Raw genomic sequence first — 24,064 nt, 5'->3', positions numbered from 1 at the left:
CGAATACCAGCCCGCTCTCCTGCCTGCGAGGTGACTGATGTTGACCGTCCTCGCCGCCTTCTGTGCGGCGGCCGCTGTGTGGACCTACTTGGCGCCCACTCCGGCGGCCCATCGCCTCGATCGCCTGGGCGCCGCACCATCCGGCGACCCGCTGCGTCCGCTGCGCATTAGACTGGAGACCTTCAGGGAACGTCGGACGCTGCCGCAGCGCCGTCGAAGCTCGATCATCGAGCTCTGCGACGCCATGGCCGCCGAGCTGGCCGCCGGCCGGACCCCCGACGAGGCCTTCACGGCAGCGGCCGCCGTCCTCGACCCGCACGTCTCGAAAGAACTGCTCGACCTGCCTCGTCCGCCCCCGGACCACCTGGACGAACTGGCGACGCAGCCAGGAGCCGAAGGTCTTCGCCTCCTGGCGGCCTGCTGGCGCGTCGGCTCCGAACGCGGCGGCACCTTGGCCACCGTCCTGGACGGCCTGGCCGGCGCCCTCCGCGATGAGGAGGCCCAACGCCAGGACGTGTCCGTCCAACTAGCCGGCCCCCGAGCCACGGCGCGCCTCTTGGCCGCCCTCCCGATCTTGGGCCTGGCCATGGCCGCCGCCCTGGGCGCCCACCCCATTCCGTTCCTCTGCACCACCCTTCCTGGCCTCGCCTGCCTGATCACAGGCACGGCCCTCAACGCCACCGGCCTCTACTGGACCCGCCGCCTAGCCAAATCCGCCGAATCACCCCTCTGACCGAGGGGCCACCCCCTGGAAAGCCGCCATGAACGCCCCGAGATCCGTATGGAGCAGGTGAAGTGATGACGACCCTCATGGTCATGCTCTGCGCCGCAGCATCGGGGTTCCTCTTTCCCAAGGGGATCGACGCCTCCACGCGGAGGCTGGTCGGTCAGTTCGGAGGGCCTTCCCCGAGGCATGCAGCTCCCAGACGACGGTTCGCCTGGGCGACAGGTCACGCTCGCCCACGGGGAACGTCCGTCCCAGCCTCGGGGGTGAAGGAGCGGGACGGGCCATCCGAGGCGTCCGGGCGCCGCGACGTCATCCTTCGGCGGGTGGCCGCAGGCGTGGCGGGAGCGTTGTGCGTGGTGCTGCTGGGCGGCCTGGCCGGTGGAGTGATCGGCGTGCTGGTCGCCGCGGGCGTCTGGCTGTCCCTCAGCCGCCTCGGCAGTGGGGAGCGCCGCCGCAGACGGGCACGACTCATCGCCGATCTCCCCGTGGCGGTCGATCTCCTCGCCGCCTGCCTGCGCGGCGGCGCCCCCTGGCACGAGGCGGTCGAAGCGGTCGCGAGCGCGGTGGGAGGCCCGCTCGGCGAGGAGTTGCACGCCGTGTCCGTCCAGATCAGGCTGGGGGCCGACCCCGCGGAGGCCTGGCCGGTCCTGGCGGAGGAGCCGATGCTCGCGCCCTTGGCGCGTGCGGCCGTCCGGGCGGCGTCGACGGGTGCGGCACTGGCCCCGTCCCTCGGCCGCCTCGCCCGCGACCAGCGCCGAGTAGCACGTGCGGCAGCCGCCGCCAGGGCACGAGCGGCGGGCATCCGGGCACTCGCTCCACTCGGCCTGTGCTTCCTTCCCGCCTTCGTCCTCCTCGGAGTCGTCCCGGCCATCGCCGGGATCGCCTCGACGATCCTCCTGCCCTGGTGAGCGGGTTATCCACAGAATGCGGTTCGCCCGTCACCCGGCTTCTCCGCAGAGCAGCCTGGTACCGACCTCGAGCGAAAGGAGCCCCGATGAGGGCATGGAAGACGGTGGTGCGGCGATGGTCCGGCACGTGCAAGGACCGCGGGATGTCCACAGCCGAGTACGCGGTCGGCACCATCGCCGCGGCGGCCTTCGCGGGCCTGCTGTTCAAGATCGTGACCAGTCCCCAGGTGAAGACGATGCTCTTACGAATCATCGAGAAGGCGCTCAATCTGGCCGGCTGAGGGATCGCGGGATGGCCACGGCGGAGATCGCCGTGGCCCTCCCCTCCCTGGTGCTGGTCACCGCGATCGCGCTGTGGGGCGTGAAAGCGGCGTCCGTGCAGCTCGCCTGTACGGACGCCGCCCGAAGCGGCGCCCGGGCGGCGGCCAGAGGCGAGTCCCTCAGCGCCGTCCGCGAGCTGGTGGAGAGCGGGGTCCCCAAGGAGGCGACCGTCCGGCTCCACCGCGACGAGGCCACCGTCCGCGTCGACATCTCGGCCCCCGTAGCCCCCGCCGCCGCGATCGGCCTACCGGCCGTCATCGTCCACGCCCACGCGGCCGCCGAAACAGAACCCAGCGCTCCACCGGTCACCCCATGAGCACGAAGTCGGCACTAACAGGCGGGTGGAAGCAGCAAACCGCGCAAAGGACGGAGCGATGACCGGGGGCAGTGGCCAGGGAGGGGTGGTCAGGGAGGGGTAGTCCGGGGCGGGCGGAGGAGGAGGGCAGTGGGGCAGGCAGTGGGGTCACCGGTGGGGGTGGTGAGGGAGTGGGACGGCGGGTGAAGGTGAGGGGTGGGGATCGGGGGTCCGGGACGGTCTGGGTTTTGGGGTTCGCAGTGCTCGTCTGGGTGGTGGGGGTGGCGGCGGTCCTGGTCGGCGGGGTTCGGGGAGCGCGGCATGGGGGGGAGGCGGCGGCCGACATGGCGGCACTCGCGGGCGCGGCGCGAGTCGTCGATGGGGGCAGGTCCGCCTGTGCGAGGGCCAGGCAGATCGCGAGCGGGTCGGGGGCGCGGATGGTGCGGTGCCGGGTGCGGGGGGAGACCGTCGACGTCTCGGTGGCTGTCGAAGTCCCGATGCTCATGGGGCTGAAGGGGCGGCGGATCGTTTCTCGGGCGAGGGCTGGCCCTGTGGAGCGGGACGGCGTACCCTGGCGCCACATGTCTCGTTGCACTGAGTGTCAATAGAGGCCGGGGAGGGTGCGGAGAATGAAAACACGTTCCTCTTTGTCATCCCCCTGTGACTTTTGCTACCCGGTGGTACGTTACGCTGCCGTAAGCCCGTAGTTATCGTCAGGTGCGGTGCGCCCGGCGGAAGACCGGCGCGAGCTGTCGAAGGGATTGAGGCCGTGACCATCATTCGCAGGATCGGTGCGATCGCGCTCGCGGCACCCCTTGCGATGAGCTTCCCGGTACTCGCCGCCCTGCCCGCGCAGGCGGCCTCGACCAGCGTCATCACCCCGGCGGACGGCGCCGTCATCAGCAGCGGGTCCCAGGTGACCGCGAAGGCGCACTTCGACTTCGCGATCACGATGCAGCTCCGGGTGGACGGCCCCGGGATAGGAGACACGTTCCTCCAGGAGAAGGGCCTTTCCGGCGATATGTCCGGAACCTTCTCGATCAACCGGAATGGTCGCTACAAGGTCTACCTGCTCGGCAAGCAGACCAACCACGTCTACGACTCCAACACCTTCACCGTGCGCATCGCGCCGGCCGCGCCGACCGGCGTGTCCGCCAGCGCGTCCGGCGGCAAGCTCGTCGTGAAGTGGAACCGCGGCCTCGAAGACGACCTCACCGGCTACGCGCTCGCCGGTTCGGGCGTGAAGTCCAAGTCCGGCTCGCTGAACTCCCTCTGCTCGGGAACGAACTGCTCCGCCACCCTGTCGCTGACCAGGTCCACTGGCGCGGCGTCCGTGGGCGTCAAGGCGATTCGGTCCACGGGCACGGGCGGCTCGCTCTACTCAGGCATCGCATCGGCGACCGCCTCGCTGGGAGGCGGGACCGGTTCCGCCCCAGGCAGCGGTTCGGTGCCGTCCCTGCCGTCCGGCGGTTCCGGGGTCCCCAGCACCGGGACGCCGCTGACCCCGTTCAACAACAACTCGCCGGTCACCCTCCCGTCCGTCCAGCCGGACGGCGCGACGCCCGGGTTCACCTACCCCGCGCCGCAGATCGCCACCGACTCGCCGAAGGCCCAGAACATCGCGGCGACCGACCGGCTCCAGTGGGGCAAGAGCGTCGGCATCGCGCTGGTCCTGCTGATCGTCGCCGCCCACCTCGGGACCTGGACGCGCCGCCTGCGCGTCGCCCAGGCGGGCACGAGCAGCAACGGCATGGCGGCCCGCATCGCACGCAGCGGCACCGGCCGCAGGCGGGTGAGCAAGTCGCGCGAGCAGATCGCGCGCGCCGAGGCCCTCGCCAAGACCGCGCCAGTGGTGGCGGCCGGAGCCAAGGGGGCACGCTCCTCCAAGCGCGCGACCCGCACGGCCGTCCTCGACTCGAAGCCGAAGGCCGGCCGCCGTCCCGCGACCCTCGGCAAGCCCTCCGGCGGAGTGAACGTCCGCCTCGCCGACTCCGGCACGAAGACGAAGCCCAAGCGCGGCCGCCGCCGCAAGTAGCTTCTCTCGACCACCGGACCCCGCCGGGCCTGTCCGTCCGGCCGGCTTTGCTCGCGTGTTGGGGGTGTGGTTTCTCCGGCGGTGGGTGGGGTTCGGTGGGTGGGAGTTGGTGGTGGGGCTGGCGGGGGGTCGGGGCAAGGTCTAGGCTGCCTTGCCAGTCGGATCGTCTGGCTTGTCCGGCAATGCGGTCCGTCGTCCGAGACCTCGGCCCCGTCCTGCACAGGGGCCCGATGGAGAGGGGACCCTCCGCATGATCTTCCTGGGACTGCTCGTCGCGCTCGCCGCCGGAGCGGTCGGCGTCGCCGTGGTGCTGGACAACCCGGACGCGGCCCAGCTGACCGTGTTCGGCGACGAGGTTCCCGGGGTCACCTCGCAGTGGCACGTCTTCATGGCCGGCGCCGTCGTCGCCATCGTGTTCATGGCGGGGATGATGGTCGCGTCGCTGGGGTTCCGGCGCACGATGAACATGCGGCGGGAGCTGCGGGACCTGCGGGACGAGCACGAGGAGTCCCTGCAGACGCTGGAGATGGAGCGGCGCAGGCTGCAGCAGGCGCTGGCCCAGGCCCGGCGCGGGATGGACGACCAGGCCTCCGTCCCCGCCCAGCGCGTCGCGCCCAACTGACCTCGCTACGCCGGTGCGTCGTGGAGGAGGACGGCCAGAAGGTCGAGGGCGCCGCGCTTGTCCAAGGGGTCGTTGCCGTTACCGCATTTGGGGGACTGGATGCAGGACGGGCAGCCTGAATCGCACTCGCAGGACGCGATGGCTTCGCGGGTAGCGCGTAGCCAGGCGGCGGCGTCGCCGTAGCCGCGCTCGGCGAACCCGGCGCCGCCTTCGTGGCCGTCGTAGACGAAGACCGTGAGCAACCCGGTATCGGGATGGACGGCGGTGGAGACGCCGCCGATGTCCCAGCGGTCGCACGTGGCGAACAAGGGGAGCAGACCGATCGAGGCGTGTTCGGCGGCGTGGGCGGCGCCTGCCAGGTCGAGGTCGTCCAGACGCGAGATCTGGGCTTCGGAGAGGGTCCACCATACGGCGCGGGTTCGGAGGGTCCGTGGCGGCAGGTCCAGGGGCTTCTCGCCGAGCATCTCCCCTGTCTGCAAGCGGCGCATCTGGTAGGCGACCACCTGGCGGGTGACTTCGACGGTTCCGAAGCTGAGGGTGGCCTCGCCCCAGGAGACCGAGCGGAGCGGCTCCACGATGCTGATGTCGGTGACGTCGCGGGCGGTGGTCGAGTAGTCGGGGTCGGCCGCCTCGACGAGCGCGACGGAGTCGTCCAGGTCGAGGGTCTGGACGATGAACGACTCGCCCTGGTGGATGTAGACGGCCCCGTCGTGGACGGTGGTGTGCGCGGACGGCTCGTCCACGGTGCCGAGGAGCCGTCCGGTGGACGCCTCGACGACCTGGATGGGGGCGCCGCCCGCGCCCCGGATGTCGGCGAGGTCGCAGGCCCTGTCGCGGCGCGTCCAGTACCAGCCGGCGGGACGGCGGCGCAGGAGACCGCGCCGCACCAGGTCCGGCAGGAGGTCGGCGGTCGCGGGCCCGAAGAGCGGGAGGTCGTCCTCGGTGAGCGGCATCTCGGACGCCGCCGCGCACAGGTGAGGTTCGAGCACGTAGGGGTTGTCGGGGTCGAGCACGGTGGCCTCGACCGGCGTCCCGAAGATCGCCTCGGGATGGTGGACGAGGAAGGTGTCGAGCGGGTCGTCGCGGGCCACCAGGACGGACAGGGCCGCCTGCCCGGAACGTCCGGCGCGTCCTGCCTGCTGCCAGAGGGACGCGCGGGTGCCCGGCCATCCGCACACCAGGACCGCGTCGAGCCCGGAGACGTCCACGCCGAGCTCCAGAGCGTTCGTGCTCGCCAGACCTATGATCGAGCGCGAGCGCAGGGCGGCCTCCAGGGCGCGCCGTTCCTCGGGCAGATACCCGGCCCGGTAGGCGGCGACCTGGTCGGCCAAGCCGGGGGCTACCTCGTGCAGAGCGCGCTTGGCGCTGAGCGCCACCGACTCTGCGCCGCGCCTGGACCGGACGAAGGCAAGTGTCTGGACACCCTCGACGACAAGGTCTGCCAAGAGGTCACCGGCCTCAGCGGTGGCCGTACGGCGAACGGGCGCGCCTTGCTCACCGCGCAGGTCCGTCAGTGGCGGTTCCCACAGGGCGAACGTGGCGGGCCCCCGCGGCGAGGCATCCTCGTCCACGGCCACTACATCGAGACCGGTGAGACGGGACGCGGCCGTAGCGGGCTCCGACGCGGTGGCCGAAGCGAGGATGAACGTGGGCGACGCGTGATAGCGCCCGCACACCCGGCGCAGGCGGCGCAGAACCTGCGCGACGTGCGACCCGAAGACCCCGCGGTACCCGTGGGCCTCGTCAATGACGACGTAACGGAGGCGGCGCAGAAAGGACGACCACCGGGCATGCCCGGGAAGGATCGACCTGTGCAGCATGTCTGGGTTGGTCATCACGTAGTTGGCGTGCTGCCGGACCCACGTCCGCTCGTCCTGCGGCGTGTCGCCGTCGTAGGTCGCCGCGCGGACCCGGGTGAGGCGCAGCGCGCGGAGAGCGCGGAGCTGGTCGGCGGCCAGGGCCTTCGTCGGCGAGAGATAGAGAACCGTCCCCTCGTGGCGAGGGTTCTCGTCGCCCGCGTAGATCGCCTCGACGCAGGGCAGCAGGTAGGCGAGCGACTTGCCGGACGCCGTCCCTGTGGCGATGATCACAGAGCGTCCGGCGCGGGCGTGCTCGGCCGCGGCGGACTGGTGCTCCCAGGGGGACTCGATGCCGGCGGCGGCCAGCCGCTCCACCAGCAGCGGCGGCGACCAGGAGGGCCACGCGGCCCGGCGCCCCTGACGTGCCGGAACGCTCTCCACATGGGTGATTCGTTCGCGTCGTCCGGGGTCGGCGAGCAGCCGGTCCAGGGGAGTTGAGGATCTTTGGGCGCCCATCAGGTTTTCAGTGTGCCAGCCGGGGCAAAACTACGGGAACGCCCCGGCGCCGGAGGGCCCGTTCCCCCTGCTCTGACCCTGAGATCAGCAGGTCAGACGGGATGGCGCGAACTTTCGCCCGTGTGGGCGATTACGCGCGTACACGACGCCGGAGCGTGGTTGAATCACGGCGAAGTCTCGGCGTTCGGCGCCCTGCCCATGGGGCCGGACGGCGGGATCGGATAGCTGCACGGCGCGTGGAGGATCTGTGGATCTGAAGGTTAACGACTACACCACCGACGATGGCCTCACCGTCATCAACGTGGAGGGCGAGATCGACGTCTACACGGCGCCGAAGCTTCGCGAGAAGCTCATCGACCTGGTGAACAAGGGCAAGTTCCACCTGCTCGTGGACATGGAGAAGGTGGAGTTCCTCGACTCGACCGGTCTCGGCGTCCTCGTCGGCGGGCTGAAGCGGGTGCGCGCCCACGACGGGTCGCTGGAACTCGTGTGCACCCAGGAGCGCATCCTCAAGATCTTCCGGATCACGGGGCTGACCAAGGTCTTCGGCATCCACGACTCGATCGCCGAGGCCGAGGAGAAGCGCAAGGGCGCCAAGTAGGCGGCCCGCGACTCAGATGTCGACCGTTGAACTGTCCTTCAGCGCGCTGCCCGTCCACGTCCGGACCGCCCGGCTGATCGTCACCGCCGTCGCCCGTCGCAGCGGCGTCGCCGAACCGCTGCTGGACGAGGTCCGGCTCGCGGTCGCCGAAGCGTGCTCCCGGGCCGTGGAGGCGCACCGCCGGCACTGCCCGGACGAACCCGTCCGCCTCGAACTGCGCGGCGAGAAGGGCCGCTTCGAGGTGATCGTCAGCGACACCGTCCCCGGCGACCTCCCGCCGGAGGGGCTCCCCGCAGCCGCCGAGGACGAGGGAGCGGACGAGTTCGAGTACGGCCTGGGCGAGGGCACCGCTGAACTGGGTCTGGCCGTCATCGCCGGGCTCGCCGACGACGTGGAGATCGCCAACACGCCGAAGGGGGTCCAGATACGGATGAGCTGGCCGGCCGAAGCCGAGGCGACCATCTAGACGCGCCCGCGCCACCGCGACCAAAGGCCCCGCCCCGGCGGGGCCTTTGTAATGCCTTTTTCTCCTCCTTCGGGCCCTGGCGGCCCTCCATCGTCGATAAAGGCGGGCGATCGCTGGCATCGCTTCGTCTCGCCTTGGCGGCTCGCTGCGCGATCAGGTTCTCGCTTCGCTTGAACCTGCCTTCGGACGCGATCGCGGCTCCTCAGCTTGTTGCGTGGTTGCGGTGGTGGCTGAGGTTGTCGCGGCGGCTGTCACCGTGCTTTTTCTGCTGGTCCGTCTCGGAGGCCGCTGCCTGCTGCTGCGGACGTGCTGGCGCGTCCTGTCGATGCTGAGACGACCGACCTGGGGGTCTGGCCGGTCCCGGGCGTTCTGGTGATCTTCCGCCCGATGTCCGCCGAGGAGATCGACTTCGATGTCGACCTTCGCGAGCTGCGGGGCCAGGCAGGAGTGGACGTCCTCTGCCGGTTCCTGACCGCCGTGGGGCGTCGTCTGGGCAAGCCGGTGGTCATGACGTCCGAAGGGGACCACGGAAACCCATGCTCGGGTTCGATCCCGTCGCCGAGCGCGTGGTGCTCATGACGGACCCGCCGTCCAGCTGACCGCCGCGGCCGCTCGGGGGGCGCCGTCGCGGAGCCTCCCCTACAGCACAGCTGGCTGGGGTGCGGGGCTGGTTGTCGGCCAGGGGGTGGAGCGGTGCGCCGAGGTTGGTTACTGCGTGTGAGCGCGGTCGGGGACGGGTGGGGGCGGTGGGGTTGGGGGTGTGGGATTCTCTTGTGATCGTCGGATGTTGTCCCGATTTGGGTCTAGACATATTCCGTGTTAATGCTTAGCTTGAATGCGGACGCCGGTGGTCGTGCCGAGGTGCTGGTCATGCCCCGTGCCCGTCAAGGTATCGGCGGGGTAATGAATGGCTGGCCCGGTCTGACCTGGGACGATGCCGCCCGATCGGGCCAATGGGTCAATTTCTGGCGTATCGCGTGTTTCATTTCGGCGACATCTTCATGAAGGGCGTCGCGGCCTTAACATTCGACTTACGCGTGCGTAGACTCCCGGCACCCGCGTTGCCGTGCGAGGCGTTCGAAATCGTGACTCGTTGGGTACGCGGTAAAGATCGCTTTTATCTCGGTCGCGATCGCAACGCCCCTGTCGAGGAGGACGGATGCCCGGGTTTTCCCTGTCAGACCCGGCCAGCGCTGAAGTGGATCTCGGCGGCGGCGACCTTTCCCTGGTCGTCGTCGTCGCCGTGGTCGCACTGCTCGCACTGGCCGTCGCCGCGGGTCTCGTACGCGACGTCCTGGCCGCCGGCCAGGGCACCGCCAAGATGCAAGAGATCGCGCGCGCCGTTCAGGTGGGCGCGGGCGCCTATCTGAAACGCCAGTTCCGGACGGTCGCGATCTTCGTGGTCCTGATCCCGCTCGTCCTGCTGCTCCTGCCCGCCGACTCCACCAGCGAGCGGATCGGCCGGTCCGTCTTCTTCGTCATCGGGGCGATCTTCTCCGCCGTCACCGGGTTCACCGGCATGTGGCTGGCCGTCCGGGGCAACGTCCGGGTCGCCGCGGCCGCCCGCGAGGAGGGCGGCGAGAAGGTCGCGATGCGGATCGCCTTCCGCACCGGCGGCGTCGCGGGCATGTTCACCGTCGGGCTCGGCCTGTTCGGCGCCGCCGTCGTGGTCCTGGCCTACCAGGGCGACGCGCCGAAGGTGCTGGAGGGCTTCGGCTTCGGCGCCGCGCTGCTCGCCATGTTCATGCGGGTCGGCGGCGGCATCTTCACCAAGGCCGCCGACGTCGGCGCCGACCTGGTCGGCAAGGTCGAGCAGGGCATCCCCGAGGACGACCCGCGCAACGCGGCGACGATCGCCGACAACGTGGGCGACAACGTCGGCGACTGCGCCGGCATGGCCGCCGACCTGTTCGAGTCGTACGCGGTCATGCTCGTCGCGGCGCTGATCCTCGGCACCGCGGCGTTCGGGAACCAGGGCCTGGTGTTCCCGCTGATCGTGCCGATGATCGGCGTGATCACCGCGGTGATCGGCATCTTCGCGGTGGCGCCCCGCTCCGGCGACCGGTCCGGGATGACCGCGATCAACCGGGGCTTCTTCATCTCCGCCGCGATCTCGGCGGTCCTCGTCGCGGTCGCCGCGTTCGTGTATCTGCCCTCGTCCTTCGCGGAGCTGGACGGCGTCCGCGACAAGGCCATCGCCGGCCTGGACGCCGACCCGCGCTGGGTCGCGCTCGGCTCCGTCCTGATCGGCATCGTGCTCGCCAGCGCGATCCAGCTGCTCACCGGCTACTTCACCGAGACCAACCGCAAGCCGGTCAAGGAGGTCACCGACAGCGCCCGGACGGGTCCGGCCACCGTCATCCTGTCGGGCATCTCGCTCGGCCTGGAGTCCGCCGTCTACACCGCGCTGGTGATCGGCGCCGCCGTGTACGGGGCGTTCCTGCTCGGCTTCGGCAACACCACCGTCGCGCTGTTCGCGGTGGCGATGGCCGGCACCGGGCTGCTCACCACCGTCGGCGTGATCGTCTCGATGGACACCTTCGGGCCCGTCTCCGACAACGCCCAGGGCATCGCCGAGATGTCCGGGGACGTCCAGGGCGAGGCCGCCTCCGTGCTGGAGCGGCTGGACGCGGTCGGCAACACCACCAAGGCCATCACCAAGGGCATCGCGATCGCGACGGCGGTGCTCGCCGCGACCGCGCTGTTCGGCTCGTTCCGCACGACGGTGATCGCGGCGCTCGCCGGCGCGTCGAAGGACGCCAGGAACGCGATCGGCGCCGACTTCCTGAACTTCAACCTGTCGATCGCGAGCCCGAACGTGCTGATCGGGCTGATCATCGGCGCGGCCGTGGTGTTCATGTTCTCCGGCCTGGCGATCATGGCGGTGGGCCGCGCGGCCGGCCGGGTCGTGGTCGAGGTGCGCGAGCAGTTCCGCACCAAGCCCGGGATCATGGACTACACCGAGAAGCCCGACTACGACCGGGTCGTGGACATCTGCACCCGGGACGCGCAGCGCGAGCTCGCCACCCCGGGCCTGCTGGCCATCATGACGCCGATCGCGGTCGGCTTCGCCCTCGGGTACGCGCCCCTCGGCGCCTATCTCGGCGGCGCCATCGCGGCGGGCGTGCTGATGGCGGTGTTCCTCGCCAACTCCGGCGGCGCGTGGGACAACGCGAAGAAGCTCGTCGAGGAGGGCCACCTCGGCGGCAAGGGCAGCGAGGCGCACGAGGCCACGATCATCGGCGACACGGTCGGCGACCCGTTCAAGGACACCGCCGGCCCCGCCATCAACCCGCTGATCAAGGTGATGAACCTGGTCGCGCTGCTGATCGCGGACGCGGTGGTGACCTACGCGGGCAACACGCTGCTGCGCGTCGGCGTCACCGTGTTCTCCGTCGCTGTCGTCGTCGCGGCGATCGTGATCTCCAAGCGGCGCGCCGACCCGATCGGGGAGTCGTCCTCCGACCCCGCCGTCGAGGGAGGCAGGCCGGGGCCGGACGCCGCGAAGAGCGGCGAGGCCGCGGGGGCGTTGGACAAAGGAGCGCCGGAGGAGGCCAAGGTCGGCGCCGAAGGCGCCGCGGGGGGCGCGGGGGGTCGACCCCCCTCGAACAGCGGCGTAGGGGCCGACTCGGCCGGGGCCAAGGCCGAGACGGACGCCGAGGAGTCGTCCGCGGGCAAGTCCTGACCGTCTGAACGCGAGGGGCCGGTGGCTTTGTGCCACCGGCCCTTCCGCGTTTTCCCGGGGGCCCGTCCGACCACTCCGGGCCCGGTCGTACGCTGTCCGGGAGGGACGGGACGTCCCTCCCTCGACCCAGTGGAGCGATCTCGGGAGGCGGCCGTGGCGAGCGGCGGCAAGCGGGCGATGTCGGGGCCCAAGGGCTTCGCGATCGTGATCGGCGGAATGTTCGGCATCATGCTCGTGCTGTGGACCCTGGCGGCCCTCGCGGCCCCCTAATGTGGCGCCCATGCCCACGCTCATCGTGCTCCGCCACGCCAAGGCCGAAGCCGGTCTCGGCATACCCGACGTCGACCGCAAACTCACCGATCGCGGGCGCCGGGACGCGACCGCGGCCGGAGACTGGCTGCGCGCGAACGACCTCGTCCCGGGGCGGGTGCTGTGCTCGCCCGCCGCGCGGACCCGGGAGACCCTGGCGCGCCTGGCGCTCGACGCGGAGACCGCCTTCGAGCCCGGCATCTACGACAACGATCCCGACGGGCTCCTCGCCCTCGTCTCCGAGGCTCCGGACGAGGCCGGCACGCTCCTGCTGGTCGGGCACAACCCGTCGGTGCACCACCTCGTCCACGACCTGACGGGCCAGGCCCCCGACGCCTTCCCCACCTGCGCCCTCGCCGTGATCGACCTGCCTCCGGGCGGCTGGGCCGACGTCCGGCCCGGCCTCGGCACGCTGCGCACCGTCCGCACGCCCAAGGACTGACGGCTCACGGGCGCGATTCGGCGGCCTCCAGGGACGACGCGATGACCTGGTTCACGTCCCGTCGCAGCTCCCCGATCGTGTAGCGGGTCCCGGAGACCTGCAGCAGGGCGTGCCGCAGCGGGGTGAGCTCGTCGGGGCCGACGCCCTCCTTGATCTCCGCGCGGCGCCGCCGGGTCAGCGTGGACAGGTAGGAGTCGAGCTCGGCGAGCTCGTCGGAGAGCTCCTCGACGGGCGCGCCGGCCTCCGGGTCGCGCTCCCCCGGCTCCTCCAGCAGGCCGGCCGCCTCCTCCAGCTGGTCGGCGAGGCGGTCGAGGATCTCGGGGATCGGCCCGGTGTCCACGGCCCGCTCGCGGGACAGCTTCGCGACCGCGACGAGGTGATCGCGGGCGCGGTGCGCGGCGGCCACGGCCCTGCGCAGCAGGTCGATCAGGTGGAGGTCGGGCACCCGCTCGTGGCCGAGCCGGGTCCGGGTCTCGTCGACCGCCTCCGCCGCCCGCTCCGCCGTCACGATCGCGTCGTGCGGCAGCCGGGTCCGCTCCCCGGCGAGGACGTCCGCCGCCGCCCGGACGAGCCTGGCGTGGGTGCGCAGGAGCCGTTCGAGCTGGCCGGGCATCCGTTCGAGGTGCCCGGCGGGCCACAGCAGCAGGACGGCGAGGTAGGCCATGAGCGACCCGGCCAGGGTGAGGCCGATCCGCTCGCCGGCGGTGCGCCAGTCCGCGGGCGCGGAGAAGTCCAGCAGCATCATCGCCAGGGGCGTCCCGAACAGGGCCCAGTAGGCGAAGTTCACCGACCGCATCGCGAACCCGGCCCCCGCGAAGCAGAACGCGATCACCGCGACGGTGGCCTGCCCGGGCGCGAGCGTCAGGATGACCGCGGCGACGGCGGCCCCGGCGGCGGTGCCCCCGACGCGCTGGACGAGCCGGTCCACGGTCTCGCCGTAGGTGGCGCGCAGGCTCAGCATCGCGGTGATGGTCAGCCAGTGGCCGTGCGAGATCCCCAGCGAGGCGGCGAGAGCCATCGACACGACCGCCGTCACGTACACCCGCGCCACCTGCCGGAACGTGGGGGAGCGCGTGCGGACGGCGCGGGCGACCCGGTCCCAGGCGGGCATCGGGTCGAGCGTGCCCGGCATCCGCGGCGCGGCGAACCCGATGCGCAGGCCTCCCGCGACGAGGCGGCGCAGGGAGGCGACCTCGCCGGCGATGCGGTCGACGGAGCGGCGCACCTGGCCGATCAGCGCGACCGCGACCAGGTCCTCGTCGCCGGCGAGTCCGGCGCGCCTGATCTGCTCCGCGGAGCGGACCATCCGGCGGACGGCGGCGGACTCCTCGCGGCCGAGCGGCGCCTCTCCCGCCGTGGCGAGCGCCCCGGCCAGCAGCCGCAGCCGGGCGGCGAGCGCGGAGATCGCCGTCTGCGTCTCCATCTCCCACTCGCGGTCCGGCGGGTAGTTCTTCGCCGCCTCCAGGACGGCCTGGAGCGTCACCGTCTCGTGCAGGATGCGCCCCAGCGCGTCGATCACCCGCTCGGGCCTCGCGGGTTCGTTCCCCGCCCGCCCCGACCGGTACAGCTCGTAGGTGGCGCGCGCCGCCGTCAGCGACTCCGACGCCGCGCGCCGCTTGGCCTCCCAGTCGGGGATGCGGGTGACCGCGAGCAGGTCGGGGTTCGTCAGCTCGACGGCGTCGAGGGGACCCGCGTCGCGGGCTCCGAGGTCCTGCGCCACGGCGTCCAGCGCCTCGGCGACCGCGTACGCGGACTCGCTCAGCGCCTCCCGCAGCGGCCGCAGCCGCCGCGCGGGCCACGGCGCCAGCAGCAGCGCGGCCGTGAGCAGCCCGCCCACCAGCTCCAGCAGGCCGATGTTCACCACGTCCGCGGACGGCGGCCGGACGGCGCTCAGCAGCACCGCGAGCCCCGCCGTCGACCCGATCCGCGGCACCGCCACGCCGAGCGCGACCAGCGGCGGCACGACGGCCACGGCCGGCCACAGATGCCCGCTGAGCAGCCCGCCCGCCCCGGACCCGACCGCGACGATCAGCACGCCGACCGTGAGGTTGCGCGCCCGCGACCCGTACGGGCCCTCCGGCGCGCGCAGCGCCACGAGATAGGCCCCGAGCGCGATCATGGATCCCTGCGCGGCGTGCCCGTTCAGCGCGCCGACGAGCAGCGGCACGGAGACCGCGAGGGCGGCGGCGAGCCCGTAGAAGGGCGCCGCCTGCCCATGCACCTGGGCGTAAGCCCCCCGCGCCCGCCGCAGCATGAGGCCTGTCTACCCCCAGGCGCTGGGTTTTCCCAGTGGCTGCGACGCCCGGGAACCCCGGGCTATGCCTGGGAGTCTTCGGCGTCGGCGGCTTCCACTTCTTCGCGGGAGATGCCCAGGAGGAAGACGATGGTGTCGAGGTAGGGGACGTTGACGGCGGTGTCGGCGGCCTGGCGGACGACCGGCTTGGCGTTGTAGGCGATGCCGAGGCCGGCCGCCTGGAGCATGTCGAGGTCGTTGGCGCCGTCGCCGATCGCGACCGTCTGGCTGATCGGGATGCCGGCCTCGCGGGCGAAGCGCTCCAGGGCGGCCGCCTTGCCGGCGCGGTCGATGACCTGGCCGGTGACGCGCCCGGTGAGCTTGCCGTTCTGGATCTCCAGGGTGTTGGCGGCGGAGTAGTCGATGCCGAGGTCCTCGACGAGGGCGTCGGTGACCTGGGTGAAGCCGCCGCTGACGATCGCGAACTTGTAGTCGAGGCGCTTGAGGGTGCGGACCATGGTGCGGGCGCCGGCGGCGAGGCGGAGCCGGTCGCGGACGGAGTCGATGGCGGAGGCGTCGAGCCCTGCGAGGAGCGCGACCCGCTCGCGCAGGGACCCCTCGAAGTCGAGCTCGCCGCGCATGGCGGCCTCGGTGACCTTGGCGACCTCGTCGAGGCAGCCGGCGTGCTCGGCGAGCAGCTCGATGACCTCGCCCTGGATGAGGGTGGAGTCGACGTCCATGACGATGAGCCGCTTGGCGCGCCGGTGCAGGCCGCTGTGCTGCACGGCGACGTCGACCCGCTGCTCGACGGCCTCGGCGGTGAGCGCGGCGCGCAGCCCGTCGGGGTCGGCGCCGGAGACGTCCATCTCGATGCAGGTGACGGGGTTCTGGGCGAGGCGCTCGATGCGGTCGATGTTGGCGCCGTGCGCGGAGATCCGCCCGGCGATGCCCGCCATGGCGGCGGGCATGAGCGGGTTGCCGAGGACGGTGACGTGCAGGCGTCCGCTGCGCTTCGGCATCCGCTTGTTGCGCCCGGTGGAGAGCTCGATCTCCATGTCGAGGTCGTTCGCGACGCGTTCGGCGGCGTTCCACACCCGCCCGATGTCGGCGCCCTCGGTGTAGGCGAGCAGGACCCCGAGGACGAGCCGTCCGCGGATCACGACCTGCTCCACGTCCGCCACCGTGAGGGGGAACTGGGAGAGTGTCCGGAAGAGGCGCGACGTGACGCCGGGGCGGTCGCGGCCGGTGAGTGTGATGAGCAGCGTGCGCTCTGCTGACCCGTCCATAGCTGTTGTCAACGGTACCGGCCGCGCCGGGCGTCCCGCCCGCCAGGTCCGGCATGCGAGACGCTATCCGGGAAGGATCAGGTTCAGATCGCCGAATTCGTGCCAGAGGTAGCGCTCGGCGAGGGCGGCCTCGTACGTGGCGTTGAGCAGGTCGCGGCCCGCGATGGCGGTCAGCATCATCAGGTGGGACGACCTCGGCTCGTGCAGGCCGGTGAGGAGGCCGTCCACGGCTCGGACACCGTCCTCGGGGGTCACGACGCGCTCGGTCCAGCCGGAGGACGCCTGGACGCGTCCGGAGGCGTCCACGGCCGTCTCCAGCGCGCGCACGGCGGTGGTGCCGACGGCGATCACCCGGCGGCCCCGGGCCCGGACGTGCCCGACGAGGGCCGCGGTCGGCTCGGGGACGCTGTAGCGCTCGGCGTAGGGCGGCTCGTGGGCCTCGGGGGACGCGACGCCCGTGTGGAGGCTGATCGGGGCGATCAGGACGCCGCGCGACACCAGCCGCGTCACGAGTTCGGGCGTGAAGGGGCGGGCGGCGCTCGGCATCTCCGCGCCTCCGGACGAGCGGTCGTGGGCGAAGGCGGTCTGGTAGGCGGCGACCGGCCAGTCGCGCCGGACGTACCCGTACCTGATCGGGACGCCGTGGCGTCGGAGGTAGGGGACGACGTCGGTGCTCAGGCGCGCCTGCCAGAGCCGGTCGGACACTCCTCGGGCGCGGTCCGCGTGCCGTCCGACGAGGGTGAGGGTGGCGCCGCCGGGCATCGGGATCCACTCGCCGGGGGTGCCTCCGGCGTACGGACGGCCGGCCTTGCCGGCGAGGCGGCGCAGCTCGACGAGCCACAGCCGGTCGTCGGCGCCGGGGACCGGGGTGGAGAAGTGCACGCTGATCCGGTCGAGCCGGACGGCGGCGGGCAGCGTGGCCGAGGTGTTGACGACGAGCAGGTCGCCCGGGTCGAGCAGGCCCGGCAGGTCGCGGAACGCGTGGTGGGAGACCTCGCAGGCGGCGCGCCGGGAGACGAGGAGCCGGACGCCGTCGCGGGCCCGGCCGCGTGCCTCGGGCGGCTCGTGCGCCTCCAGCGCGGCGGGGAGGGTGAAGTCGACGGTCATGTCCGGACCTCCAGGCGGAGAGCGGCGATCACGCCGAACGCGGCGATCGCGGCGAACAGCGCCCCGGCGACGGCGAGCCCGACGTCCAGCCGGGCGGCGCCGAAGCCGGTGACCAGCGCGCCCGCGACCCCGACCACGAGGGACGAGCCGAGGGTGTCGCTGATCTGCAGCGCGGAGGAGTTGACGCCCTGCTCGTCCTCGGCCGACAGGTCGAGCAGCAGGACGGAGAGGCTGCCGATCGAGAAGCCCATCCCGGCGCCGCCGACGATCCACGCGGGGGCGGCGAGCCAGCCGGAGAACTGAAGGGCGACGGTGGCGAGGACGATCCCGGTGGTGACGAGCACGGCGCCGAGCAGGGCGTAGAACTCGCGGGGACGCTCGGAGCGGCCCTGGATCTGGGACGCCGCCGACCAGCCGAGCGCGCCGACCGTCAGGACGATCCCCGCCTGCGTGGCGCTGAAGTCGTGCAGCCGGGTCAGCGCCAGCGGGATGAAGACGTCGGTGCCGAAGAAGGCCCCCGACAGCAGGCCCCTGACGAGGATGACGCTCGGCATCCCGCGGCGGAGCCGGAGCGTTCCGGCGGGCACCAGGCGGGGCAGCCCGAAGGCCAGGCCCGCGAGGCCGACGAGCACGGCCGGCAGGAGCTTCCAGTCCGCCCCGTCGAGGCCGTAGAGGAGGACGCCGGTGCCGGCGGCGACGCCGAGGGCGGCCGGGTACCGCGACCTGCCGGGGGCCCGGGCGGCGCCGGAGGGCGCGATGCCGCGCAGCACGGGGAGCAGCATCAGCGCCGGCGGGATCACCAGCGGGACGAGGCCGAGGAACACCCAGCGCCAGCCGGCGTGCTCGGCCAGGGCGCCCCCGGCCGCCGGGCCGACCAGCGACGGCAGCACCCAGGCGGCCGACAGCGCGGCGAACACCCGGGACCGCAGGTCCTCCGGGTAGACGCGGGCGATCACCACGTAGAGGGCGACGAGCGGTACGCCCGTGCCGAGGCCCTGGACGGCGCGCCCGGCGACGAACACCCACATGGACGGCGCCGCGCCCGCGATCAGGAGCCCGGCGACGAACACGGCGAGCCCGAGCAGGAAGGGCCGGGTGGGGCCTGACCGGTCGACCCAGCCGCCGGCGAGCACCGTGGCCAGCAGGCTGGTGATCAGGGTCGCGCTGAAGCCCCACGCGTACAGGGACAGGCCGTCCAGATCGTTCGCGACGACCGGCATGACGGTCCCGACGGCCATGCTCTCGAACGCCAGCAGCGTCACGACCAGGACGATCCCGAGCGTCGCGGCCCGGAACCCGGTGCCCAATATGCCCTGCTTTGTTGTCACCTGATCATGATCAAGGACGGTGGTCATCGCGCGGCCGCCAGGTCCGCCGCGCGGTGGCGCCCGCTCGGAAGGCGGCCGGAGACGAGCCGGTGCAGCGCGGCGGCGGCCTCCTCGGGAGGCGGGGCCGCGTCCGCGTCCTCGCCCGCGGCGCGGAGCATCGCGGTGTTCATCTCGCCCGGGTCCGCCCACCACACCGCGACGTCGGGCTCCTCGGCCGCGAGGACGTTCGACAGCTGCTCCAGCGCCGCCTTGGACGCTCCGTAACCGCCCCACGTCTCGTAGTCCTCCACGGCCGCGTCCGACGTGATGTTGAGGATCGCGCCGCGCCGCTCCCGCAGGCCGGGCAGGACCGCCTGGATCAGCGCGAGCGGCGCCACGACGTTCGTCGCGAGCGTGTCCGCGAAGGCGTCCGCGGGAAGCGAGGCGAGCCGGGGCATCGGCGTCGGGCCGAGCGTGCTCGCGTTGTTGACGAGCAGGTCGAGCCCGCCTGCGACCGCGCGGGCGAGGGCGGCCCGGTGCGCGGGATCGGCGACGTCCCCGGGGATCGCGGTCGCGCCGGTCTCGGCCGCGACCGCGGAGAGCGGGCCGGCGTCGCGGGCGTCGACGACGAGGGTCCAGCCGTCCCGGGCGAGGGTGCGGGCGAGCGCCCGGCCGAGGCCGCGGGAGGCTCCGGTGATCAGTGCCGTCTTCATGCCCTCGACGCTAGGGACCGGCGCGCCCGGCGGCATCGGCCGACGGGTCCACCGGGGGCTCGTCGGATGGTCCTAGGACCGGCGTCCCGCGCCCCGGGGAGGGGCACCGCGGCACGTACTCCCGCCGGCTGATTCGAGAAGACCCGCCTAGAGAGTACGGTCTTCACATGCGGGCGCCGAGGGGCGCCCGGACGGGGGAGGACGAGAGGCCGGAATGGCGACGGACGAGGGCTGCCGCGGCGACCAGGGCGCGACCCTGCACGCCGTCAGTTCCGCCGTGCTCGCCGTGACCCGCCACCTGTCCGTGCACGAGGTGCTCCAGGTGATCGTCCGGGCGGCGGCGCAGCTGCTGGACGCCCGCTACGCGGCCCTCGGCGTGCCCGACGACGAGGGCTCGTTCGCCGAGTTCGTCGTCGAGGGCGTCTCGGAGGAGGAGTGGGAGCGGATCGGCCCGCTGCCCCGCCAGCACGGGATGCTCGCCGCGATGCTGAAGAGCGACGCGCCGAAACGGCTCGGCGACATCCGCAAGGAGGCCGAGTTCGAGGGCTGGCCGGTCGCGCACCCCGTCCTGAAGGACTTCCTCGGCGTGCCGATCCGCGACGGCGATGACGTTCTCGGCATCGTCTTCCTGGCCAACAAGCGCCGTCCCGGCGGCTTCACCCAGGACGACGAAGACCTGCTCACCCTGTTCGCCGCGCACGCCGCGATCGCGATGGCGAACGCCCGCCTCTACGAGCACAACCGCGAGCTCACGGTCGTCGCCGAACGCAACCGGCTCGCCCGGGAGTTGCACGACGCCGTCGCGCAGAAGCTGTTCTCGCTGCGGCTGACGGCCCGCACCGCCTCCGCGCTGGCCGAACGCGACCCGGTCCGGACCGTCCGGGAGCTCGAACAGGTCGAGCGGCTCGCCGCCGAGGCCCTCGCCGAACTGCGCGCCGTCATCTTCGAGCTGCGTCCCACCGACCTGGCGGACGGCCTCGTGGCGTCGCTGCGCAAGCACGTCGAGGTGCTCGACCGCGCACACGAGTCCAACGTCCGCCTCTGCGCCGACGAAGCGATCGTCCTGCCGGAGGAGCACGAGGCCGTCGCCTTCCGCATCACCCAGGAGGCCCTCTACAACGCGCTGCGCCACGCCCGGGCGAACACCGTGCAGGTCCGGCTCCGCACGGAGGACGAACGGGCCGTCCTGGAGGTCTCGGACGACGGCGCGGGGTTCGACGCGTCCGAGGTGGAGCCCCAAGGCGGGCTGGGTCTTACCTCCATGCGCGAGAGGGCGTACTCGATCGGCGGCGAACTCGCGATCGAGGCCGCGCCCGGCGGAGGCACGACGGTCCGGCTGGAGGTGCCGCTGTGAGCGCCGCGCGCGGGCCGATCCGGGTCCTGATCGCCGACGACCATCCGGTCGTCCGGCAGGGACTGCGGACCTTCCTCGGCATCCAGGACGACATCGAGGTCGTGGGCGAGGCCGAGGACGGCACGTCGGCCGTGACACTGGCCGAATCCCTGGAGCCCGATATCGTGCTCATGGACCTGAAGATGCCGGGCGCCGACGGCCTGACCGCGCTGGCGGAGCTGCGGGCGCGCGGCGTCGCCGCACGGGTCCTCGTCCTGACCAGCGTGACGGAACGCGGGCACGTGCTGCCGGCGGTCCAGGCCGGGGCGGCCGGGTACCTGTACAAGGACGTCGACCCGCAGGCGCTCGTCCAGGCGATCCGGGCGGTCCACGACGGGCACGTCCTGTTCGCGCCGGACGCGGCCGAGGCGATGCTGCGGAACGGGACGGCGGGTGACGCGGGACGGGACGACCGCGGCCTCGCCGCGCTGACCGAACGGGAACGGGAGGTGCTCGTGCACATAGCGCGGGGCAGGTCGAACCGGGAGATCGCCCGCGCCCTCGTGGTGTCCGAGAAGACGGTCAAGACGCACGTCAGTAATCTGCTCATGAAACTGGGAGTCCAGGATCGGACGCAGGCGGCGCTCTACGCGGTCCGGCACGGTGTCGGAAACACGAGTGCCGCCGGGGAAACCGGGAAGACCAACGCCCGCGGCTGATACAACTCCTCTGACAGGATCGTCATCGAAATTGGTATGAACGTAGCAATCAGGTACGCAGCAGGCAGCGACATCGGGTGCAACCGGGAGAACAACGAGGACTCCGGGTACGCCGGTGCGCGGTTGATCGCGGTCGCGGACGGCATGGGCGGGTATGCCGGCGGCGAGGTCGCGAGCTCGACCGTGATCGGCTCACTGCGCTCGCTGGACGCCGACGCCCACAAAGACGATCTTGTCGACATGCTGGGTCGCGCCGTGGCCGAGGCCAACGAGAAGTTGCGCATCGTCCGGGAGGAACGCCCCGACCTGAGCCGGATGGGCACCACGCTCACCGCCATGCTCTGGTCCGGCGAGTCCGTCGCGCTGGCGCACGTCGGAGACTCGCGCGGCTACCTCCTGCGCGACGGCGAGCTCTTCCAGATGACGCAGGACCACACCATGGACGAGCTGCTCAAGGCGGAGGCCGAGCAGGCCGGCCAGCAGGCCGATCCCGCCGAGACGTCCCGGCTCTCGCACGTGCTGTACCGCGTGCTGGACGGGCGCGACGACCGCGAGCCCGACCTGCGGCTGCGCGAGGCCCGTCTCGGCGACCGGTACCTGCTGTGCTCGGACGGCCTGAGCGGCCCGGTCGACGCGCAGAAGATCTACGAGGTGCTGTCCGCCGAGGCCGACCCGCAGCGCGCCGTCGACCGGCTGATCGAGATGGCCCGCGACAACGGCGGCCCCGACAACATCACCGCCGTCATCGCCGACGTCGTCGAGGCCGAGCACCTGTCCGGCTCCGAGGAGCCGGTCGTCGTCGGCGCCGCCGCCCAGGCCTGACGCCCGCCCGGCCCCGCACCCCGCGGGCCGGACGCCGGACCCGGCCCGACGCTCCTCGGGCCGGACGATCCTTCGGGCCTCGATGCCCCCGGGCCAGGCGCGATGCGCCGTTCCGCCCGCCCGCGCGCCACGCCGCGCCCTCAGAATGCCGCGCCGTTCTCCCCGGTCCCCGGCGCATCCCCGGCCTCGCCCCGCCCGCGCGCACGTCCCGTTCGCCGCACGCCCCGCACCGGACGATTCATTCATGCTCGGAACGCGAAAGAGTGCCCATGTAGCAGGTGATTTGTCCTACTCTTGCCCCAGAGGTGGTGTAGCCGAGCACTGAGTAACGGTCTGACACCGGATCGTTGCCCGGACTTGACCCGCCTCCGGGTGCACCCGATATACGGGTCACTCACCTGTATGTCATCGAGGCGGAGGATTCGTTGGGGGGAGCGCCCGGGGCGGCGTCCGCCGGTGCACCGCGAGGTGCTCTCGGGGGAATCGTCAGCCGGACCCTCACCGCAGCGCGGCACGGACCCCAGGGTGCGGTGCTGCGTGTCGCGGCGATGGCCGTCGCGGCCATCGGCGCGTCATGGATCCACCGCGTGAACGACCCCGGCGTGCTCTGTCCCCTGCGGGCGCTCACCGGAATCCCGTGTCCCCTGTGCGGGGGCACGACCGTGTTCATCGAGTTCGGCTCGGGCCGTCCCGGCCAGGCCGTCCTCGCGAACCCGGTCGCGCTCGCCGGCGCCGTCGCCGTCGCCGCCGCACCGCTGGGGCTGGGTGAACGGTGGTGGGCACTCCAGCCGAAGACCCGTGCCTGGATGCTCGGCACCGCCCTCGTCGGGTCGGAGCTGTGGCAGCTCGTCCGGTTCGGTGTTCTGCGGGTTTGAGCCGCGGTCGGTCCTCGGTCAGACTTGCGGAGCCCACCGGGTCCGGCGGGCGTCACATAACCACAGGGTCAATCAATAAGGAGCAAGTGTGGGCAACCCCTACGACCCGTACGGTCAGCAGCCGGGCTACGGGCAGCAACAGCCCGGGTACGGCCAGCAGCCCCCGGCCCAGCCCGGTTACGGCCAGCCCGGCGGGCAGCCCGGCTACGGTCAGCCCCCGGCGCAGCCCGGTTACGGCCAGCCCCCGGCCCAGCCGGGCTACGGCCAGCCCCCGGCGCAGCCCGGGTACGGCCAGCAGCCCCCGGCCCAGCCCGGCTACGGCGCCCCGTCGGGGCCCTCGCAGCCCGGCTACGAGGTGCACCACCACCACTACGGCTCGGGCGGCCAGCTCGCCGAGTGGGGCTCGCGCGCCGGCGGCTACATCATCGACTACCTGATCTTCGGTGGTCCGGTGTTCGTGCTGTACATCCTGATGATCATTCTCTCCAGCTCGGGCAGCTCGGGCGCGGCGCTGTTCGGCCTCCTGCTCATGCTGATCGGCGCGGCCATCTCCATCGCGGGCGGCCTGTGGATCTGCTACCAGGAGGGCACCACCGGCCAGTCCATCGGCAAGCGGCAGATGGGCATCCGCCTCGTCAGCGCGCAGACCGGCCAGCCCATCGGCTTCGGCATGGCCTTCGTGCGCAAGATCGCGCACGTCGCCGACAGCTTCCTGTGCTACATCGGCTTCCTCTGGCCGCTGTGGGACGAGCGCAAGCAGACCTTCGCCGACAAGATCTGCAACACCATCGTGGTCCGCGCCTGACCCACGACCCACGACAGCGGGGCGCCCCACCCGGGACGCCCCGCTTCGCTGTCCCGACCCGGTGCCCTCCGCTTCGCTAGCGCTTGGCTCCGGGCACCGGGGAAGTTTCTTTGTGGGGGGGCGACCCCCCCCACGCCC

General features: G+C 72.3%; 24 protein-coding genes. 18 read left to right on the top strand and 6 right to left on the bottom strand.

Features of this window, described 5'->3' with window-relative positions:
• The first annotated feature begins 37 nt into the window (after positions 1 to 37).
• The 7 genes from ABWI04_RS07490 (at position 38) to ABWI04_RS07460 (ending at position 4,908) form a co-directional block, all read left to right on the top strand.
• On the top strand, positions 38 to 733 hold the full coding sequence (locus ABWI04_RS07490) for a type II secretion system F family protein (RefSeq protein WP_353831867.1): 696 nt from the start codon (positions 38 to 40) through the stop codon (positions 731 to 733).
• 317 nt (positions 734 to 1,050) lie between these two features.
• A complete protein-coding gene (locus tag ABWI04_RS07485; RefSeq protein WP_353831866.1) occupies positions 1,051 to 1,635 on the top strand; it encodes a type II secretion system F family protein in 585 nt (194 codons plus the stop codon).
• Between the two features lie 86 nt (positions 1,636 to 1,721).
• Entirely contained in the window at positions 1,722 to 1,916 is a 195-nt protein-coding gene (locus ABWI04_RS07480; RefSeq protein ID WP_173394687.1) for a DUF4244 domain-containing protein, read from the top strand.
• A gap of 11 nt (positions 1,917 to 1,927) precedes the next feature.
• Entirely contained in the window at positions 1,928 to 2,272 is a 345-nt protein-coding gene (locus tag ABWI04_RS07475; RefSeq protein ID WP_345178985.1) for a TadE family type IV pilus minor pilin, read from the top strand.
• 71 nt (positions 2,273 to 2,343) lie between these two features.
• Positions 2,344 to 2,859 carry an Rv3654c family TadE-like protein gene (locus ABWI04_RS07470; protein ID WP_353831865.1) on the top strand — a complete coding sequence of 172 codons (516 nt, stop codon included), beginning with the start codon at positions 2,344 to 2,346 and terminating at the stop codon, positions 2,857 to 2,859.
• Between the two features lie 161 nt (positions 2,860 to 3,020).
• Positions 3,021 to 4,286 carry a hypothetical protein gene (locus ABWI04_RS07465; RefSeq protein WP_353831864.1) on the top strand — a complete coding sequence of 422 codons (1,266 nt, stop codon included), beginning with the start codon at positions 3,021 to 3,023 and terminating at the stop codon, positions 4,284 to 4,286.
• Between the two features lie 250 nt (positions 4,287 to 4,536).
• Positions 4,537 to 4,908 carry a hypothetical protein gene (locus ABWI04_RS07460; RefSeq protein ID WP_353831863.1) on the top strand — a complete coding sequence of 124 codons (372 nt, stop codon included), beginning with the start codon at positions 4,537 to 4,539 and terminating at the stop codon, positions 4,906 to 4,908.
• Positions 4,909 to 4,913: 5 nt separating this feature from the next.
• Here the strand turns inward: ABWI04_RS07460 and ABWI04_RS07455 are convergent, their stop codons facing one another.
• On the bottom strand, positions 4,914 to 7,223 hold the full coding sequence (locus tag ABWI04_RS07455) for a DEAD/DEAH box helicase (RefSeq protein ID WP_353831862.1): 2,310 nt from the start codon (positions 7,221 to 7,223) through the stop codon (positions 4,914 to 4,916).
• Between the two features lie 247 nt (positions 7,224 to 7,470).
• Between ABWI04_RS07455 and ABWI04_RS07450 the strand changes: the two genes are divergently transcribed.
• The 6 genes from ABWI04_RS07450 (at position 7,471) to ABWI04_RS07425 (ending at position 12,726) form a co-directional block, all read left to right on the top strand.
• Positions 7,471 to 7,824: an STAS domain-containing protein gene (locus ABWI04_RS07450; RefSeq protein WP_021597910.1), complete on the top strand. Its 354-nt coding sequence runs from the start codon at positions 7,471 to 7,473 to the stop codon at positions 7,822 to 7,824.
• A gap of 16 nt (positions 7,825 to 7,840) precedes the next feature.
• Positions 7,841 to 8,290: an ATP-binding protein gene (locus ABWI04_RS07445; protein ID WP_345187320.1), complete on the top strand. Its 450-nt coding sequence runs from the start codon at positions 7,841 to 7,843 to the stop codon at positions 8,288 to 8,290.
• 387 nt (positions 8,291 to 8,677) lie between these two features.
• Positions 8,678 to 8,869 carry a hypothetical protein gene (locus tag ABWI04_RS07440; protein ID WP_353831861.1) on the top strand — a complete coding sequence of 64 codons (192 nt, stop codon included), beginning with the start codon at positions 8,678 to 8,680 and terminating at the stop codon, positions 8,867 to 8,869.
• 580 nt (positions 8,870 to 9,449) lie between these two features.
• Positions 9,450 to 11,975 (top strand): sodium-translocating pyrophosphatase, encoded by a 2,526-nt coding sequence (locus ABWI04_RS07435; protein ID WP_353831860.1) that lies wholly within the window; start codon positions 9,450 to 9,452, stop codon positions 11,973 to 11,975.
• A 129-nt stretch (positions 11,976 to 12,104) separates the two neighbouring features.
• Positions 12,105 to 12,245: a hypothetical protein gene (locus ABWI04_RS07430; RefSeq protein ID WP_345187328.1), complete on the top strand. Its 141-nt coding sequence runs from the start codon at positions 12,105 to 12,107 to the stop codon at positions 12,243 to 12,245.
• Positions 12,246 to 12,255: 10 nt separating this feature from the next.
• On the top strand, positions 12,256 to 12,726 hold the full coding sequence (locus tag ABWI04_RS07425) for a SixA phosphatase family protein (RefSeq protein ID WP_345187330.1): 471 nt from the start codon (positions 12,256 to 12,258) through the stop codon (positions 12,724 to 12,726).
• Between the two features lie 4 nt (positions 12,727 to 12,730).
• Here ABWI04_RS07425 and ABWI04_RS07420 read toward each other — a convergent pair whose 3' ends face one another.
• The 5 genes from ABWI04_RS07420 to ABWI04_RS07400 all read right to left on the bottom strand — a co-directional run bounded on the left by ABWI04_RS07420 (position 12,731) and on the right by ABWI04_RS07400 (position 19,372).
• Positions 12,731 to 14,980, bottom strand: coding sequence for an FUSC family protein (locus ABWI04_RS07420; RefSeq protein ID WP_353831859.1), 2,250 nt, complete (start codon positions 14,978 to 14,980; stop codon positions 12,731 to 12,733).
• 62 nt (positions 14,981 to 15,042) lie between these two features.
• On the bottom strand, positions 15,043 to 16,245 hold the full coding sequence (gene serB / locus ABWI04_RS07415) for a phosphoserine phosphatase SerB (protein WP_345187334.1): 1,203 nt from the start codon (positions 16,243 to 16,245) through the stop codon (positions 15,043 to 15,045).
• 63 nt (positions 16,246 to 16,308) lie between these two features.
• Positions 16,309 to 17,352 (bottom strand): S-adenosylmethionine:tRNA ribosyltransferase-isomerase, encoded by a 1,044-nt coding sequence (locus ABWI04_RS07410; RefSeq protein WP_345187337.1) that lies wholly within the window; start codon positions 17,350 to 17,352, stop codon positions 16,309 to 16,311.
• Positions 17,349 to 18,680 carry an MFS transporter gene (locus tag ABWI04_RS07405; protein ID WP_345187339.1) on the bottom strand — a complete coding sequence of 444 codons (1,332 nt, stop codon included), beginning with the start codon at positions 18,678 to 18,680 and terminating at the stop codon, positions 17,349 to 17,351. Before ABWI04_RS07405 ends, ABWI04_RS07410 begins: the two co-directional genes overlap by 4 nt.
• A 23-nt stretch (positions 18,681 to 18,703) precedes the next feature.
• Entirely contained in the window at positions 18,704 to 19,372 is a 669-nt protein-coding gene (locus tag ABWI04_RS07400) for an SDR family NAD(P)-dependent oxidoreductase (protein WP_353831858.1), read from the bottom strand.
• A 214-nt stretch (positions 19,373 to 19,586) separates the two neighbouring features.
• On the opposite strand from ABWI04_RS07400, the gene ABWI04_RS07395 reads away from it, so the two are divergent.
• From ABWI04_RS07395 to ABWI04_RS07375, 5 genes are all read left to right on the top strand, one after another.
• Entirely contained in the window at positions 19,587 to 20,726 is a 1,140-nt protein-coding gene (locus ABWI04_RS07395; protein ID WP_353831857.1) for a GAF domain-containing sensor histidine kinase, read from the top strand.
• Entirely contained in the window at positions 20,723 to 21,424 is a 702-nt protein-coding gene (locus ABWI04_RS07390; protein ID WP_345187347.1) for a response regulator, read from the top strand. The genes ABWI04_RS07395 and ABWI04_RS07390 overlap by 4 nt, the downstream gene beginning before the upstream one ends.
• Before the next feature lie 36 nt (positions 21,425 to 21,460).
• On the top strand, positions 21,461 to 22,246 hold the full coding sequence (locus ABWI04_RS07385; protein ID WP_345187349.1) for a PP2C family protein-serine/threonine phosphatase: 786 nt from the start codon (positions 21,461 to 21,463) through the stop codon (positions 22,244 to 22,246).
• Between the two features lie 530 nt (positions 22,247 to 22,776).
• Positions 22,777 to 23,121 carry a DUF2752 domain-containing protein gene (locus ABWI04_RS07380; protein WP_345187352.1) on the top strand — a complete coding sequence of 115 codons (345 nt, stop codon included), beginning with the start codon at positions 22,777 to 22,779 and terminating at the stop codon, positions 23,119 to 23,121.
• Between the two features lie 88 nt (positions 23,122 to 23,209).
• The gene (locus ABWI04_RS07375; protein ID WP_345187354.1) at positions 23,210 to 23,926 is read left to right on the top strand and encodes an RDD family protein; all 717 of its coding nucleotides are present in this window, start codon (positions 23,210 to 23,212) and stop codon (positions 23,924 to 23,926) included.
• Positions 23,927 to 24,064 lie beyond the last annotated feature (138 nt).

The sequence above is a fragment of the Actinomadura sp. NPDC000929 genome, from assembly GCF_040492065.1.
Lineage (GTDB): Bacteria > Actinomycetota > Actinomycetes > Streptosporangiales > Streptosporangiaceae > Spirillospora > Spirillospora verrucosospora.
This window is presented reverse-complemented; position numbering and strand designations above follow the sequence as displayed.

What these genes read in the sequence shown, in the direction of transcription:
- ABWI04_RS07475 (WP_345178985.1), top strand. Translation starts at nt 1,928, where the DNA reads ATGGCCACGGCGGAGATCGCCGTGGCCCTCCCCTCCCTGGTGCTGGTC.
- ABWI04_RS07425 (WP_345187330.1), top strand. Translation starts at nt 12,256, where the DNA reads ATGCCCACGCTCATCGTGCTCCGCCACGCCAAGGCCGAAGCCGGTCTC.
- ABWI04_RS07490 (WP_353831867.1), top strand. Translation starts at nt 38, where the DNA reads ATGTTGACCGTCCTCGCCGCCTTCTGTGCGGCGGCCGCTGTGTGGACC.
- ABWI04_RS07440 (WP_353831861.1), top strand. Translation starts at nt 8,678, where the DNA reads ATGTCCGCCGAGGAGATCGACTTCGATGTCGACCTTCGCGAGCTGCGG.
- ABWI04_RS07410 (WP_345187337.1), bottom strand. Translation starts at nt 17,352, where the DNA reads ATGACCGTCGACTTCACCCTCCCCGCCGCGCTGGAGGCGCACGAGCCG.
- serB (WP_345187334.1), bottom strand. Translation starts at nt 16,245, where the DNA reads ATGGACGGGTCAGCAGAGCGCACGCTGCTCATCACACTCACCGGCCGC.
- ABWI04_RS07385 (WP_345187349.1), top strand. Translation starts at nt 21,461, where the DNA reads ATGAACGTAGCAATCAGGTACGCAGCAGGCAGCGACATCGGGTGCAAC.
- ABWI04_RS07445 (WP_345187320.1), top strand. Translation starts at nt 7,841, where the DNA reads ATGTCGACCGTTGAACTGTCCTTCAGCGCGCTGCCCGTCCACGTCCGG.
- ABWI04_RS07435 (WP_353831860.1), top strand. Translation starts at nt 9,450, where the DNA reads ATGCCCGGGTTTTCCCTGTCAGACCCGGCCAGCGCTGAAGTGGATCTC.
- ABWI04_RS07480 (WP_173394687.1), top strand. Translation starts at nt 1,722, where the DNA reads ATGAGGGCATGGAAGACGGTGGTGCGGCGATGGTCCGGCACGTGCAAG.
- ABWI04_RS07395 (WP_353831857.1), top strand. Translation starts at nt 19,587, where the DNA reads ATGGCGACGGACGAGGGCTGCCGCGGCGACCAGGGCGCGACCCTGCAC.
- ABWI04_RS07400 (WP_353831858.1), bottom strand. Translation starts at nt 19,372, where the DNA reads ATGAAGACGGCACTGATCACCGGAGCCTCCCGCGGCCTCGGCCGGGCG.
- ABWI04_RS07455 (WP_353831862.1), bottom strand. Translation starts at nt 7,223, where the DNA reads ATGGGCGCCCAAAGATCCTCAACTCCCCTGGACCGGCTGCTCGCCGAC.
- ABWI04_RS07420 (WP_353831859.1), bottom strand. Translation starts at nt 14,980, where the DNA reads ATGCTGCGGCGGGCGCGGGGGGCTTACGCCCAGGTGCATGGGCAGGCG.
- ABWI04_RS07460 (WP_353831863.1), top strand. Translation starts at nt 4,537, where the DNA reads ATGATCTTCCTGGGACTGCTCGTCGCGCTCGCCGCCGGAGCGGTCGGC.